Source organism: Pseudomonas sp. S3_C06 (assembly GCF_054667675.1).
The window spans coordinates 1,147,461-1,162,825 of record NZ_CP162747.1 but is presented as its reverse complement, the minus strand read 5'-3'; the positions used below and the strand labels follow the sequence as shown (position 1 = coordinate 1,162,825).

General features: G+C 60.0%; 10 protein-coding genes. 4 read left to right on the top strand and 6 right to left on the bottom strand.

Annotation, left to right across the window (positions count from 1 at the left end; translation table 11 throughout):
* Nucleotides 1-45: 45 nt before the first annotated feature.
* The gene (locus tag AB4N44_RS05060) at nt 46-1,632 is read right to left on the bottom strand and encodes a sensor domain-containing diguanylate cyclase (protein WP_460109913.1); all 1,587 of its coding nucleotides are present in this window, start codon (nt 1,630-1,632) and stop codon (nt 46-48) included.
* Between the two features lie 211 nt (nt 1,633-1,843).
* On the opposite strand from AB4N44_RS05060, the gene ycaC reads away from it, so the two are divergent.
* Nucleotides 1,844-2,476 (top strand): isochorismate family cysteine hydrolase YcaC, encoded by a 633-nt coding sequence (ycaC, locus tag AB4N44_RS05055; protein ID WP_460109916.1) that lies wholly within the window; start codon nt 1,844-1,846, stop codon nt 2,474-2,476.
* 81 nt (nt 2,477-2,557) lie between these two features.
* Here ycaC and AB4N44_RS05050 read toward each other — a convergent pair whose 3' ends face one another.
* Nucleotides 2,558-3,808 carry an MFS transporter gene (locus AB4N44_RS05050; protein WP_160040699.1) on the bottom strand — a complete coding sequence of 417 codons (1,251 nt, stop codon included), beginning with the start codon at nt 3,806-3,808 and terminating at the stop codon, nt 2,558-2,560.
* Between the two features lie 265 nt (nt 3,809-4,073).
* Here AB4N44_RS05050 and AB4N44_RS05045 point away from each other — a divergent pair, with 265 nt between their 5' ends.
* The gene (locus tag AB4N44_RS05045) at nt 4,074-5,621 is read left to right on the top strand and encodes a sensor domain-containing diguanylate cyclase (RefSeq protein ID WP_127928510.1); all 1,548 of its coding nucleotides are present in this window, start codon (nt 4,074-4,076) and stop codon (nt 5,619-5,621) included.
* On the opposite strand, the gene AB4N44_RS05040 is transcribed toward AB4N44_RS05045, so the two are convergent.
* The 4 genes from AB4N44_RS05040 to AB4N44_RS05025 form a co-directional block, all read right to left on the bottom strand.
* On the bottom strand, nt 5,583-8,045 hold the full coding sequence (locus tag AB4N44_RS05040) for a PAS domain-containing protein (RefSeq protein ID WP_460109920.1): 2,463 nt from the start codon (nt 8,043-8,045) through the stop codon (nt 5,583-5,585). The genes AB4N44_RS05045 and AB4N44_RS05040 overlap by 39 nt on opposite strands.
* A gap of 127 nt (nt 8,046-8,172) precedes the next feature.
* On the bottom strand, nt 8,173-9,711 hold the full coding sequence (locus tag AB4N44_RS05035) for a cryptochrome/photolyase family protein (RefSeq protein ID WP_460109923.1): 1,539 nt from the start codon (nt 9,709-9,711) through the stop codon (nt 8,173-8,175).
* A 279-nt stretch (nt 9,712-9,990) separates the two neighbouring features.
* Nucleotides 9,991-11,115 carry an alkene reductase gene (locus AB4N44_RS05030; protein ID WP_460109926.1) on the bottom strand — a complete coding sequence of 375 codons (1,125 nt, stop codon included), beginning with the start codon at nt 11,113-11,115 and terminating at the stop codon, nt 9,991-9,993.
* Nucleotides 11,116-11,218: 103 nt separating this feature from the next.
* On the bottom strand, nt 11,219-11,896 hold the full coding sequence (locus AB4N44_RS05025) for a type 1 glutamine amidotransferase domain-containing protein (protein WP_150750924.1): 678 nt from the start codon (nt 11,894-11,896) through the stop codon (nt 11,219-11,221).
* 212 nt (nt 11,897-12,108) lie between these two features.
* Between AB4N44_RS05025 and AB4N44_RS05020 the strand changes: the two genes are divergently transcribed.
* Nucleotides 12,109-12,693 carry a TetR/AcrR family transcriptional regulator gene (locus tag AB4N44_RS05020; protein ID WP_150750925.1) on the top strand — a complete coding sequence of 195 codons (585 nt, stop codon included), beginning with the start codon at nt 12,109-12,111 and terminating at the stop codon, nt 12,691-12,693.
* 166 nt (nt 12,694-12,859) lie between these two features.
* The gene (locus AB4N44_RS05015) at nt 12,860-14,986 is read left to right on the top strand and encodes a TonB-dependent siderophore receptor (protein WP_460109928.1); all 2,127 of its coding nucleotides are present in this window, start codon (nt 12,860-12,862) and stop codon (nt 14,984-14,986) included.
* Nucleotides 14,987-15,365 lie beyond the last annotated feature (379 nt).

Here is a 15,365-nt window from a genome sequence, read left to right as displayed (position 1 = left end):
CCTATCCTAGTACAACGTTTGAGCGACGGTTTAATGAAGGTGTTATTAGCTCATAACCGCGATGTCGGGTTGTTTGCCCTGTGAGCACCAGCGATTACGGCCCTGTTGCTTGGCTTGATACAGGCAGGTATCGGCTGCTTTCAACAAAGTTGCCGGGGTAACCGTGTCATCGACCGGGTGCCGTGTGGTAATTCCAGCGCTGGCGGTGACATAGCCCAATGGATGTCCGGCGTGCTCCAGTTTCAGTGCGCGGATGGCTTGCAGAATGTCTTCGGCAACCTGAATGGCGCCGGCATTGTCGGTGTTGGGCAGCAGCACGGTGAATTCTTCGCCGCCGTAGCGCACCGCGAGGTCACTCGGTCGTTTGACCGCTTGCTGGATCGCCTGCCCGACGGCGCTCAGGCAATCATCGCCGGCCGCATGGCCATATTGGTCGTTGTAGCGTTTGAAGTGGTCGACATCGAGCATGATCAATGACAGCGCCGAACCCTGTCGCCGCGCCAGACGAATTTCGTCGATCAATGCATTGTCCAGACGTCGGCGGTTGCCCAGTCCGGTGAGGCTGTCAGTCAGCGCCATGTCGCGCATGGTCTGGTGCGCGTAGCGAATTTCCCGCTCCATGGCCATGCGCTGGCGCAACTGGTGCAGCACGACCAGGCCGAAACCGCTGAGCACCAAAATCAGAAACACCAGCACGAAGCCGTTTTTCAGCAAATCCTGCTGCCACGGTTCGATGATCGATTCCCGCGAAAGCCCGGCCTCGACTACCAGCGGATAGGTGGTGAGCGCGCGATAGCCATACAACCGCTCAGTGTCGTCGACCACCGCGCGCACTTGCGCAATGCCGGCGTTGGCGTTGGGCAGGTAGACCTTGAAGATCTCGCTGTTGGCCAGGCTTTTGCCGATCACCGAGGCGATGAACGGCCGGCGCACGAGAATGGTGCCGTCGCGTCTGGCCAGCACCAGTGCGCCTTTGTCATCGATTCTGAAGTCACCGTAATAGTCGACAAAGTAGCTGACCTTGACCGTGCCCAGCAGCACACCGGCGAACGAGCCATCGGGATTGTTCAGGCGGCGGGAGACGGGAATGATCAGATCATGGGTCGATCGGCTTTCAACCACCTCACCGATGCGCACCTGTCGATCATCATGACTGCGGTGATATTGAAAGTAATCGCGATCGGCGTTGTTGGCGGTCTCGGGCGTGACCTCCTTGTCGGTGACGATCCACTGCCCATCCGCGCCGTAGATGAACAAGCCATGCAGCTGCGGCATGATTTTCGATTGCTGCACCAGCAGTTTGTGAATACGCGGCACGTCGAGGTTCTGCAGACCGTCGCCTTCGACCCGTTCACTCAGCGCTGCGGTCAGCACGTCCATTTGGCGGATGGTGTCTTCGGCATGCTGTGCGGTGGCGCGGGCCAGGTTGGTTACCGAATCGCGCGCGGAGGCGAATGCAGCGCGATAGTCGCGCCAGGTGCGCCAGCTCTCGACCGTCAGAAAGGCCAGTACCACTACCAGCATAAAGCTGACCGTCAGGCGGAATGTCGAGCCGGCGCGCACGGCGTTGCGGGCAGAGGCGGCTCTGCTTGAGTCTTCGGTGTTCGGCTCTGGCGGACGGCGTCCGAGCATGAACCTCTCCTTTTTTCATACGTAATCCATCGCAACAGTATGACAAGGATCGCCAGGAAGTTCGGAGCGGAGCGTGTTTTATTGCCTGATTGTCCTGTTCGAGTTGACGGTGAAACGCTTTTCAGCCGATTTATCCCGTCCCTGTGCGTCAGTAATCTGTACCCAACTTGAACGCAACAACAACTTCAAAAACTCAAAAGGGCTGCCCACCATGACCACTCCAACCTACAACCGCCTCAACAAAGACGACGCCATCGTGCTGCTGGTTGATCACCAGACCGGTCTGATTTCGCTGGTGCAGGACTTCTCGCCGAACGAGTTCAAGAACAACGTATTGGCCCTGGCCGATCTGGCCAAGTTCTTCGAACTGCCGACCATCCTCACCACCAGTTTCGAACAAGGCCCGAACGGCCCGCTGGTGCCAGAGCTGAAAGAGATGTTCCCGGACGCGCCGTACATCGCTCGCCCAGGTCAGATCAACGCCTGGGACAACGAAGATTTTGTGAAGGCGATCAAAGCTACCGGTCGCAAGCAAATCATCATTGCCGGTGTGGTCACGGATGTCTGCGTAGCGTTCCCGACCTTGTCGGCGCTGGCGGAAGGGTTTGAGGTGTTTGTGGTGACTGATGCGTCCGGCACCTTCAACACCACCGTGCAACAAGCCGCGTGGAGTCGCATGACTCAGGCCGGCGCGCAAATGATGAACTGGTTCTCGGTGGCGTGTGAGCTGCACCGTGACTGGCGCCACGATATTGAAGGGCTGGGCAACCTGCTGTCGCAACGGATCCCGAATTACCGCAACCTGATGAACAGCTACTCGACGCTGACCGCTCAGCAGAAGTAAGCCGACGCGACCAAACAAGAGCCTGCCCTGAAAGCAGGCTTTTGTCGTGTCTGTACGTTAAAGCTGAACAGCAGGGTACGTTCAGGATTCTGCAGCGGCCTCGACCATTCCGGTTTCAGCCTGACGCCCAGCGCGCTGGGTTTCTGGCACCCCGATACCGAGCAGGACAACCGCTACTGCTGCAATACCGGCCAGTGTCAGAAACGCCGCGCTGTAACCGGCCTCTTGCACAACCAACCCGGCGAGACCGTTGCTCAACGCGGCGCCGAGTCCGAAGGCAGTCGTCAGTGCGCCGAGGCTGATGTTGAAGTGCCCGGTTCCTTGCGTGAGGTCTTTGACCATGATCGGAAACAAGGCGCCGAACAGGCCTGCGCCAACACCGTCGAGCATCTGCACCGCGACCAGCCAATAAGCATCGTCCGACAGCGTATAGAGCACACCGCGCAACGGCAGGATCAGAAAACCGGCCAGCAGCAGCGGTTTGCGTCCCCACACATCGGCTTTTGCTCCGACCAGTAACGCCGCAGGCACCATGACCAACTGCGCGGCCACGATGCAGGCGGAGGTCAGCGGCGTGGCCATCTGCAAATTGGTTTGCGCGAGTTTTTGGCTTACCAGCGGCAACATCGCCGCATTGGCCAGGTGGAACAGCGCACAGCAAATGGCGAACAGCAACAGCGAGCGGTTGCCCAGCAGCACCGATAAACCGGAAGGCTGACGATGGCCAGCGTCGGCCGGGTCCAGTCCGCGGGCCTGATCATGGTCGATCGCGTCTGGCGACACGCAGGCAATGGCGATGACACTGGCCAGGGCCATGGCCGCCATCAGATAGAACACCGCCACCGGGCCGAACAGATACGCGAATACCCCGGCCAGCAGGGCGGCGCAGGCATTGCCGGCATGATTGAAGGTTTCGTTGCGCCCGGTTCGGCGGGTAAATGCCCGTGGCCCGGTCATGCCCAGGGTAATTGCGCAAATGGCCGGGGCGAATATTGAAGCGGCCATCGCACTCAGGGTTTGCGTCAACGCCACCCAAGTGAACGACGTTACGAACGGCAGCAGCAGGCAACTGCCGGTCACCAACAGCGCGGCGATCGCAATCAACGCACGTTTGCGCCGGCTGTTGTCGACCCAGGCACCGGCGGGTGTCTGGGTGATCAGCGCGGCGACCCCGGCGATGGTCATCACCAGGCCAATACTGGCCGGCTCCCAGTGATGCACCGCCAACAGGTAAATGGCCAGATAGGGGCCGAGACCGTCGCGCACGTCGGCGAGGAAAAAGTTCAGGCTGTCCAGTGACAGGTTATTGCGGCGATCGAGGTCAGCGGCCACGGCAGTGTCTTCAATATTCGAGGTTTGCGGATGGATTCAACCTCAGCAAGCCTAATGACCTGCGGCCACGAATATAAGTTGCAGGCCGCCGCTGTGTCGTTGCGAAACAACGCCAAGGGGCTGAAAACGACGTTCCGTCATACGGTTGCTGCACGTTCGACGCGCTACTTGTATCCTTGCGCCGGTCGAGGACATACGACCGCTGTTATTGCCTTGAATCAGTAACGGCCGGAACGGGAAACCGGACTTTCCATTAGGTACTTTCGTGAAGCGTGATACCCACCTCGTCATCCTCTTGCTGCTGGTCATCGGCTGCTCTCTGGCGTCGCTGACCATCTGGAAAGTGCTGTCCTCGCGCGATCGCGCGCTGGAGGAAGTCAACGTGCACGGGTTGAACCTGACCCAGGCACTCGAGACCTATTCCGAAGGCATTGTCCGGCAAAGTTCGCTGCTGCTGCTCGGGCTGGTCGAACGCCTGGAAACCGAAGGCAGCGGCCCCGCGCAGATTCAGCGGCTGGGTGCGCTGATCAACCGCCAGCAGCCGTTGATGCCACAAATGAGCGGGATCACCATCTATGACCGTCAGGGTCATTGGCTGATGTCGTCCAATCGACCGATCCCGGCGGGGGCCAACAGCAGTGATCGGGCCTACTTCATTCATCACCGCGACGACCCGAGCCGCGAACCCTTTATCGGGCCACCCATCCGTAGCCGTTCCAATCAGGAGTGGGTGATCACCGTCAGCCGCCGTTTCAATGATGATCACGGTGAGTTTGCCGGGGTCGTGGCCGTGACCTTGGGCGTGGAAAACTTTCTGCGTCTGTTCGGCAAACTCGATATCGGCCAGGACGGCGCCATAGGCTTGTCCTATACCGACGGCACATTGCTGGTTCGCTATCCTTTCCGCGAACAGGACATGGGCCGCAACTTTTCCAAGTCGCCGATCTACGCCAAGTACCTGGTCGATCAATCGGTCGGTACCGCGTCGTATACCTCCAGCCTGGATGGCGTCGAACGCCTCTACGCCTTTCGCAAAAGCGAGAAATTGCCGCTGATCACCACAGTCGCCATCGGCAAGCGTGAAGCGCTCACGGCGTGGCGAACCGAGGCGCTGTTGTCGGCGGTGGTGGTGGCGGGGCTGTTGGGGCTCACCGGTCTGATTGGCTGGTTCTTGATCCTCGATATCCGTCGCCGGACCCAGGTTGAAGGCGAACTGCGCATCGCTCAGCAGCAGTTGCTCGGCTCCAATCGGCAGCTGGAACTGTTGGCCATGAAGGATGCGCTGACCGGGCTGGCAAATCGGCGCTGCTTCGACGAAACCCTCGCCACAGAGGCGCGGCGGGCACAGCGCGACGGCTCGTCGCTGGCCTTGTTGATGATCGATATCGACTATTTCAAACGGTTCAATGACGCGCTTGGGCACGTTGCCGGTGACGCCTGTCTGCAGGCCGTCGGTCACGTGCTGGATGCGTGTGTGCGACGGCCGTCGGATCTGGTGGCGCGCTACGGTGGCGAAGAGTTCGCGGTGATCATGCCCGACACGGACATTGAAGGTGCTGCGGTAGTGGCGCAGCTGATTCTTCAGCGCTTGCAGCAGGAAAACATTGCCCACCCCACCAGTCCCGTGACCCGCGTGAGCCTGAGCATCGGCATCGCCGCTGCGCGTGGTTCACATCTGGACCCGGTGCAGGGGCTGATCGAGTGCGCTGATCAGGCGCTGTATCAAGCGAAGACGGCAGGGCGCAACAGGTTCATGAGGTTCGCTGCGCACCCTTCAATCGAAGTCGATGGTCAGCAGACCACTTACCCGTGACACCAACGTGTCGACGGCAAAGGGTTTGGTCAGCACCTGCATGCCCGGACCGAGCTGACCGTTGCCGATCACCGAGTTTTCCGCGTACCCGGTAATGAACAAAGTCTTCAGCTTCGGTCTGATTTGCCTGCCCGCATCGGCCATCTGCCGGCCGTTCATGCCGCCCGGCAAACCGACATCGGTAATGAGCAGATCGATGTGCGCGCTGGAGCGCAGTGCTTCCAGCCCTTCAACGCTGTCGGCCGCTTCGAGCAGGTTGTAACCGAGGTCGTTCAGCACGTCTTTGAGCAGCGTGCGAACGGTGGGTTCGTCGTCGACAATCAGGATGGTCTCGCCGGGCTTGGCCTGCAGGGTTGCCGAGCTTTTCGCGTCATCGTGATTGCGCTGCGTTTCGCCGAGATAGCGCGGCAGGTAAACGCACATGGTGGTGCCTTGACCCACGGTCGATTGCACCCGCACCTGCCCGCCGGATTGCTTGGTGAAACCGTAGATCATCGACAGCCCGAGCCCGGTGCCCTGGCCCAACGGTTTGGTGGTGAAAAACGGGTCGAAGGCCTTGGCGATCACTTCAGCGCTCATACCGGTACCGGTGTCGGCGACCGACAAGCACAGGTATTGCCCTTCGGGCATTTCCCGTACGCGCGCTGATTCAGCATCCAGGGTTCGATTGGCGGTCTCGACGGTGATGCTGCCGCCATCGGGCATCGCATCGCGGGCGTTGATGCACAGGTTGAGCAGGGCGTTTTCCAGTTGGCTGGCATCGACCAGCGCCGGCCACAGATCGGCGGCGACGACCGTCTTCAGGCGAATGCTCGGGCCGACGGTGCGCTGGATCAGTTCGGTCATGCCAGCAATCAGCGCGTTAACCTCAGTTGGCCGTGGATCGAGGGTCTGTCGCCGGGAGAAGGCCAGAAGGCGATGGGTCAGGGCGGTGGCGCGTTTGGCCGCGTCCTGAGCGATCAGCATGTATTTGTCGATGTCGTTCAGACGGCCTTGGCCGATGCGTTTTTCCATCAGTTCAAGGGAGGCGCAGATGCCTGCCAGCAGGTTGTTGAAGTCATGGGCCAGACCGCCGGTGAGTTGCCCGACCGCTTCCATTTTCTGCGATTGGCGCAACTTTTCTTCGGCCTGCATCAGGTCTGCGGTGCGCGCCGAGACCCGTTGTTCCAGTGTGTCGTTGAGGGCTTTCAATGCGGCGGTGACCCGGTCGCGCTCGGCTTCGACGTTGCGCCGGTCTTCGACATCGATGAGCACGCCGGGAAAGCGTACAGGTGTGCCGTCTTCAGCACATTCGACGCGGCCGTTCGCTTCAATCCAGGTGTATTGGCCATCCGCGCCGCGCACTCGGTATTGGTGCGAATAGGCACCTCCACGGGCAATGACTTCGTTGATCGCGGCTGTGAGTCCTTCCCTGTCATCCGGGTGAACGGTCATCACCACTTGCTCCAGGCTCAGACCGTCGAGACCCCAGGCCGGGTCGAGGTCGAACACCCGCGCGAAGGCTTCATCGACGCTGAAACGATCGCTGGGCAAGTGCCAGTGCCAGGTGCCGATAATGGCGCCGGCGGCCAGAGCGAGCTGGACGCGTTCGACGTTTTCCCGGGCGACGGCCTCGCTGATGCGCAAGCGTTCTTGCGCGTCGCGACGTTCGGTGACATCGCTGAAGAAGATCGCAATCTGCCGATCGGCCGGATCGCCGACACGCACGGCGCGCACATCGAACCAACGTTCGAAGGTATTGGCATAGTTTTCGAAGTTGGCCGGCTCGCCGGTCTTGGCCACATGGCCGTAGGTTTCGAACCAGAATTTCTCCAGGTTGGGCGCAAACTCGGTGACCCACTTGCCCCGCAGGTTGACCCCGGCCTGACGTTCGAACGCCGGGTTGGCCTCGACGAAGTAATAGTCGATGGGGTGGTCGTTGGCGTCGAATTTAACTTTGACGATGGCGAACGCCGCCTCGATGGTCTCCAGAATGGTGCTGAAGCGCTCTTCGCTCTGGCGCAGTGCGGTTTCGGCACTGCGTGAACGGGTCAGGTCGAGCATCGCACCGATCATGCGTTCGGCTTTGCCGTCGGCATTGCGGATCAGATGTCCGCGATCCAGGACTTCGGCGTATGAGCCATCGTGGCAGAGGAAGCGGTACTCAGCGCTCCAGGTCGTGCCAGAGCCGTCAATGGCCGAGCGAATCGAGGTTGTCACGCGCGAGCGATCCTGTGTGTGAATCTGCGCAAACCGCCAGTCACACGTCTGTTCTATGGCCGTTGATGCGTAGCCATACGCCTGTTGCAGCGAGTCGTTCCAGATGACCTGGTTGGTTTGCAGATCCCAGTCCCAAACGGCGTCGCAGGTCGCCTTGACGGCCAGACGCAGGCGCGTGACTTCGGACTCAAGCTCCTCGCGAGTAAGCTGTTTCAGGATGTTCACCCTTCATGCGTTGATGGTTGGCTTGCGTTCAATGGGTGTGTTTCAAACCATCGGCTTCACAAGCTTTGTGAGCCATTGACCCGGGGCCTCATGGTTAAGTTGCACGGGGATCAAGGCTCGCGCGCTTTCATAGCGATTCGCCGCGATCCAGTCTGTCGAGCAGCCCTTGCCCGCGTTGCCACAAAGCCTGCTGTTTTTCCGGCGGCATGCGATCGAGGTTTTTGTACATCATGCCCATGCGCTGATTGCCGCGCAGAAGGTCACCGTGGCGCATCAGAAAATGCCAGTACAGGGCGTTGAACGGGCAGGCGTTATCCGCCGTGGTTTCGCGCACCGAGTAAGCACAGTCGCGACAGTAGTCGGACATCCGGTTGATGTACTGACCGCTGGCGCAATAAGGCTTGGAACCGAGATAACCGCCGTCGGCGTGCATGACCATGCCGAGGGTGTTGGGCAGCTCGACCCAATCGAAAGCGTCCATATAAATCGCCAGATACCATTCACAGATCTGGCTCGGTGCGATGCCGGCGAGCAGGGCGAAATTGCCGGTCACCATCAGGCGCTGGATGTGATGGGCGTAGGCGTGTTTGAGGCTTTGGCCGATGGCCTGGCGCATGCAGTTCATTTTTGTGTCGCCGGTCCAGTAAAACTCTGGCAGGCGCCGCGTGTTACCGAAGGCATTGCCCTCGGCGTATTCCGGCATGTGCAGCCAATAAACGCCCCGCACATATTCGCGCCAGCCGATCAGTTGGCGGATGAAGCCTTCAGCGGCATTCAGGGCAATGTTGCCTGACCAATAGGCCGACTCCACGTCACTGCAGAGTTGACGCAGATCGAGCAAGCCAATGTTCAGCGCCGCGCTGATGCGCGCATGGAACAGATACGGTTCGTCGCTGGCCATCGCGTCCTGATAATCGCCGAACCCGGCCAGGCCGTAATCGAGAAACCAGGCCCACAGCGCCTGGGCATCGGCGTGGGTCACCGGATAGTTGAAGTCATCCAGGCTGCCGTAGTGACTGGCGAAGCGATCTTTGACCAGTGCGAGGACTTCGAGGGTGATTGCATCGTTGGTAAAACCCGCCGGGTAGGGCGCCTTGACGGTTTTGGGCAGGGCTTTTCGATTGTCGGCATCAAAGTTCCACGCGCCGCCGACCGGCGTGCCATCGCCGTTGAGCAACAGACGACTCTTGCGGCGCATCTCGCGATAGAAGAACTCCATGCGCAACTGCTTTTTGCCTGCGGCCCACGCGCGAAACTCATCGCGGCTGCAGAGGAAACGGTTGTCGGCGTGCCAGTGGATCGGCAAGCCACAATCCTTCAGTGATTGCTCCAGACGCCAGTCGCCGCATTCGGTCAGATGCAATTCGTTGGCCTGCAGCAGCGCCTGCCAGCGCTTTAATTCGCCGGGCACCGAGCCGCTGTTCTGCGGGTCGTCGAGGGTCACGTACTGCACCTGGAAGCCCTGGTTCTCCAGCGCCTGAGCGAAGTGACGCATGGCGCTGAAGATTAAAGCGATCTTCTGCGGATGATGGGCAACGTGGCTCGCTTCCTCCATGACCTCGACCAGCAGCACACGATCCTGTTTGCGATCCAGACCTGCCAATGAAGCCAGATCAAACGATAACTGGTCACCCAGAACGAGGCACAGCCGATGGGTTTTGTTCATTTCACGGATTCAGCGTAATGAGCAGCAGGCTGCCGAGTGGACGTTTAAACATCAAGTCCAGATAGTTGTACAGATTATAGTAGTTGTATAGGTTTTTGTGCGGTGAATATTCACATCCCCCTGTGGGAGCGAGCCTGCTCGCGAAGGCGTCGTCCCATTCAACATTTTGGGTGACTGACACGCCGCTTTCGCGAGCAGGCTCGCTCCCACAGGGGCTTGCACTCCGACTCGGATAAACGCTCCCGATATTTCGGAAGCGTTTATTTTGTCTTGAATGGCTTAGCCGGGAAAAACGGGGTAGTCGGTATAGCCCTCGGCGGTGCCGCCATACACCGTCGCCGGATTCAACGCATTCAACGGCCAGTCATTGGCAATGCGCGCCGGCAGATCGGGATTGGCCATGAACGGGCGGCCGAAAGCGACCAGATCCGCCAGCCCGGAATCAAGCAGTTGCGCGCCGGATTCTGCGGTGTAACGCCCGGCATAAATGATCGCGCCGCTGAAGGTCTCGCGCACGGCCTGACGGAACGTGAGGGGCATTGCCGGCGCGTTGTCCCAGTCGGCTTCGGCAATCGACAGATAGGCGATGCCCACGTCCTGCAGCACTTTGATCGCTTCAATGTAAGTGCTGTGCGGATCCTCTTCGACCATGCCCAGGTAAGTGCGCGCTTCATCGGTGGTGGTAAACAGCGGCGCGAACCGTACGCCGACTTTTTCCTTGCCGATGCACTCGGCGACGCCGGCGACTACTTCCTTGAGAAAGCGCAGGCGGTTGTGCAGCGAACCACCGTACTGATCGTCGCGCAAATTGCTGTGGGCGGAGATGAACTGGTTCACCAGATAACCGTTGGCGCAGTGCAATTCGATGCCATCGAAACCCGCGTCCATGGCGTTGCGTGCGGCCTGGATGTACAGCTGAACCAGTTCCTGCACTTCATCGGTGCTCAGCGCGCGAGGTGCCGACGGCGGCACCAGCTCACCGGCGCCGGGCGCGGTTTCGATAAACACGCTGACCCGATCTGTAGCCACGGCGGAGGCCGAAACCGGCGCTGCGCCGTCGGGTTGCAGCGCGGTGTGCGAGACACGGCCGACGTGCCACAACTGGGCGAAAATCACCCCGTCCACGGCATGCACGGCCTCGGTGACTTTGCGCCATCCGGCGATTTGCTCAGGCGTATGAATGCCCGGCGTCCACGCATAACCCTGGCCACGAGGTTCAATCTGCGTGCCTTCGGTGACCAGCAAACCGGCGCCGGCGCGCTGTTGGTAATACTCGGCCATCAGTTCATTGGCGACGTTGCCCGGTTGGGTGCTGCGCTGGCGGGTGAGTGGCGGCAGGACGATGCGGTTTTTCAGGGTGTGATGGCCGAGTTTGGCGGGGGTGAAGAAAGGGTTGTTGTTCATGAGTGACCTTTTTGCAGTTTATTAGACCAGTCGTCTATTAATCGGGTAAAAAAATAACGCCGGGCGAGACGCGCCCGGCGTTTGCAAGGGTTTTGCGCGGGTGTTAGCCCAGCATCTCCAGCAGCTTCTTGGCGACAGCGGCCGAGCTGGCAGGGTTCTGGCCAGTGACCAGTTGCCCGTCGGCGACCACATGAACCTGCCAGTCAGCCACTTTCGAATAATGGCCGCCGAGACGCTGGAACTCGTCCTCGATCAGGAACGGCACCACGTCTGTCAGGCCAACGGCCTCTTCTTCGGCATTGGTGAAACCGGTGACCTGGCGATGCTGGACCAGCGGTTTGCCGTCAGCGGTGAGGGCGTGACGCAACACCCCCGGCGCATGGCAGACAAAACCGTGGGGTTTGTTGGCGCGGTCAAACGCCTCGATCAACGCGATCGACTGCTGGTCTTCGGCCAGGTCCCACAGTGGGCCGTGGCCGCCCGGGTAGAACACCGCATCGAAATCCTCAGCGCTGACGTCGGCCAAGCGCCCGGTATTGGCCAGTGCCTGTTGCGCGGCGGAGTCTTTGCGGAAGCGATCAGTCTCGGCGGTCTGCGCATCGGGCTCATCGCTTTTCGGGTCCAGCGGCGGCTGGCCACCGGCCGGCGAGACCAGTGTGACGTCGGCGCCGGCGTCCTTGAAGGCGTAGTAGGGCGCGGCGAACTCTTCCAGCCAGAAGCCGGTTTTCTTGCCGGTGTTGCCGAGTTGATCGTGGGAAGTCAAAACCATCAGGATTTTCATAGAGCACCTTGAGTCGATCAGGTGTCTTCGATTGAGCGAAGGATTCGCACATCGGCCACACCGGTCAGAAAACGTTTGTCGGGGCGCAGCATAGATTCCAATTAGACCAGTCGTCTAGTAATTTTTTATCCTGCGGTTTTTCATCGACAGGTATGGCAAACTTCCGTTCCTCCGAAAATACGACTGGTCTATTGCCTGGTAATGTGCGCCCGATGAAACCGACCTACGACGACACCCGCCAACACTTGCTCGACACCGGCCACCGGATGATGGCCGAGAAGGGCTTCACCAGTGTCGGCCTCAACGAGATCCTGCAAACCGCCGGTGTGCCCAAGGGTTCGTTCTATCACTACTTCAAATCCAAAGAGTTGTACGGCCAGGCGCTGCTCGCGGATTACTTCGTCGGCTACCTCGCCGACATGGAGCGGCGCCTGACGCTGCCAGGCTTGAGCGCCTATGAGCGGCTGATGGATTACTGGCAGGGCTGGCAGAACCGCTGCACTCTCGAAGGCCACGGTGACGAATGTCTGGTGGTGAAGCTCAGTGCCGAAGTCGCCGATTTGTCGGAGTCGATGCGCCTGACCTTGCGCGATGGCGCCGAGCAAGTGGTGGCGCGCATAACGCTGTGCATCGAGCAAGGCCAGGCTGAAAACAGTCTGCCCAAGGGCGATGCCCGGCATCTGGCGGAAACCCTTTATCAGCTGTGGTTGGGCGCCAGTTTGCTGAACAAATTGCAGCGTACCGGGCAGTCGCTCGACACCTCGATGGCGATGACGAAACAGCTTTTGCACGTTTGACCAAGGTTTTTTGTGCGACGCAATGGATGACCTACCCGCCGGCACTCGGTCGGCCAAATATACGAATGGGAATAAGTTTCAATAACGGAACACTTGGTATACCATCCGCGGCGCTTTTCTGGCGGTTTTACCCTTCGTTCTGGCCTATTCACAAGGTTTTCATTTCATGCGTCGTACTCTGCTTTCAATTTGCGTGCTGCAGGCGTTGTCTTCTTCCTCATGGGCCGAACAGGCCGATTCAACATCCTCAGCGCTAGAGCTGGAGGCGACCGACGTGGTCGGTACAGCGGATTACGAACGAGCCGACGGCCCGGTGCAGGGTTACCGCGCCACACGTTCTGCCAGTGCCACCCGTACCGACACCTCGATCCATGAAACCCCGCAATCGATCAGCGTGGTCACTAAAGATGCTGTCGAAGACCTCGGCGCCACGCGTCTGCAAGACGCGCTGGATTACGCCGGCGGCGTGGGCCGCGCGAACAATTTCGGCGGGCAGGGCCTGACCACATTCACCGTGCGCGGTTTCACCACTGGCGAGTTCTACCGCAACGGTTTCCCGATCAATCGCGGCTACCCGAACATGCCCGACGCCAACACCATCGAGCGTCTGGAAGTGCTGCGCGGGCCGGCGACGATGCTCTACGGCCGTGGCGATCCCGGCGGCACCTTCAATGTCGTTTCCAAGCAGCCGTTGCCCGAGCGCACGGTAACGTTGGGTAGTCAGTTGAACGATCAAGGCATGAAGCGCGGCACGCTGGACGCTTCCGGCCCGCTGGATGAAGAGGGGCGCCTGGCCTATCGACTCAACGTGGTGGGCGAGGGCGGCGATACCTTCCGCGATCACGTCGAGACCGAACGCTACGGCATCACGCCGGTGCTGACCTGGCAGGCCAGCGATGCCACGCGGGTGATCTTCGAGGGTGATTTCATGCGCAACAATCACCCGCTGGATCGTGGCGTGACGCGTTACGCCAAACAGATCGGCACCGCTTCGCGCGACACGTTTTTCGGCGAAAAAGACGCCGGCAAATTGCACAACGACAACAACATGGCGCAACTGCGTTTCGAACATCTGCTCAATGATGACTGGACGCTGGGCGGTGGCTTCCAGTGGCTCGACGGCTCGCTTGAGGGCAATGCGATCGAAGCCAACGGCATTGCCGATGACGGTCGAACCCTGGGGCGCAACTTCAACTACCGCAAACTGGAGTGGACCGACAAGGACACTCAACTCAATCTGACCGGTCATTTCAGCACCGGTGGCTTGCAGCACACGTTGCTGACCGGTATCGAATACGAAGATTACGACTACAAGTCGATCATTCAGCGCTCCAGCGGCGCGGTCGGCGCCTACCCGATCGACATCTTCGATCCGGTCTACGGCCAGCCGCGCCCGGCATTGACCCGCACCCCGACCCACGACAAGGAAAATCTCAAGACCTATGCCGCGTTCGTCCAGGATCAGGTGGCGCTGACCGAGCGTCTGAAGGTGCTGGCCGGGGCGCGTTTTGAGCGTTTCGAACACGACTATGAAACCTACGTGCCGGGCGGTAAAAACTGGCAGGCCAGTGATAACGCGGTGACTCCGCGCCTCGGCGTGACCTACGACCTGACCGACACGCTGGCGGTCTATGCCGACACGGCGCGCTCGTTCAAGCCCAATACCGGCGCGAGCCGCGTGGGCGGAGGCTTCGCCCCGGAGAAAGGCAAGTCCTACGAAATGGGCGTCAAGTGGGAAGCGCTGGATCATCAGTTGAGCGTCGACGCAGCGATCTATCAGATCGAAAAACGCAACGTGCTGACCACCGACCCGGTGGATTCGACCTTCAACGTCGCGGCCGGGGAAGTGCGCAGCCGTGGTTTCGACCTGAACGTCGCCGGCAACCTGACACCCGAATGGCGCGTCATCGGCGGCTACGCCTATGTGGATGCCGAAGTGACCAAGGACAACGTGATCCGTTCGGGCACACGGTTGATGAACATCCCGCAAAACAGCTTCAGCCTGCTCAACGTCTATGAGTTTCAGGACGGAGCGCTTAAAGGTTTGGGCCTGGGTACCGGACTCAAGTACGTCGACGAGCGTGCCGGACAGACCGCCAATACTGCGTTCTCGATGGACAGCTACACGGTTGTCGACTTGCTCGGCTTCTATAAGGTCAACGAGAAGGTGCGGCTCAATCTTGACGTGAAGAATCTGTTTGATCGGGATTATGAAGAGGGCGCGTTCGGTAATGTCTACGCCTATCCGGGCGCGCCGAGAACCGTGCAGGTCGGGATTTCCTACACCTTGTAAGCCGGAGCACAGCGTCCCCTCACCCCAGCCCTCTCCCGGGGGGAGAGGGAGCCGACCGAGGTGTCTGGCGTTATGCATCGACCTGACAGATCGCGTCGATTACGGGCCCATCCGCAGTGCTTGACGGGATTGGATTCACAGGCGTTATTTCAGGTCGGCGTTTATCGCCAATATCCCCCAATCGGTTCCCTCTCCTGGGGGAGAGGGCTAGGGTGAGGGCAGCTGTTTCGGCACGCGCCACTTAGCCAGTGACACAACCCTGCGGCGTCTTCCCGGCAAAGCTTTCCAGCAAACGCGCCACCACCCTCTCACCCCTGTGCGTTGAACACCTAGGGCTCAAGCATCAAGGGCCGCCATACGATCGGAGCAACACCAAGTA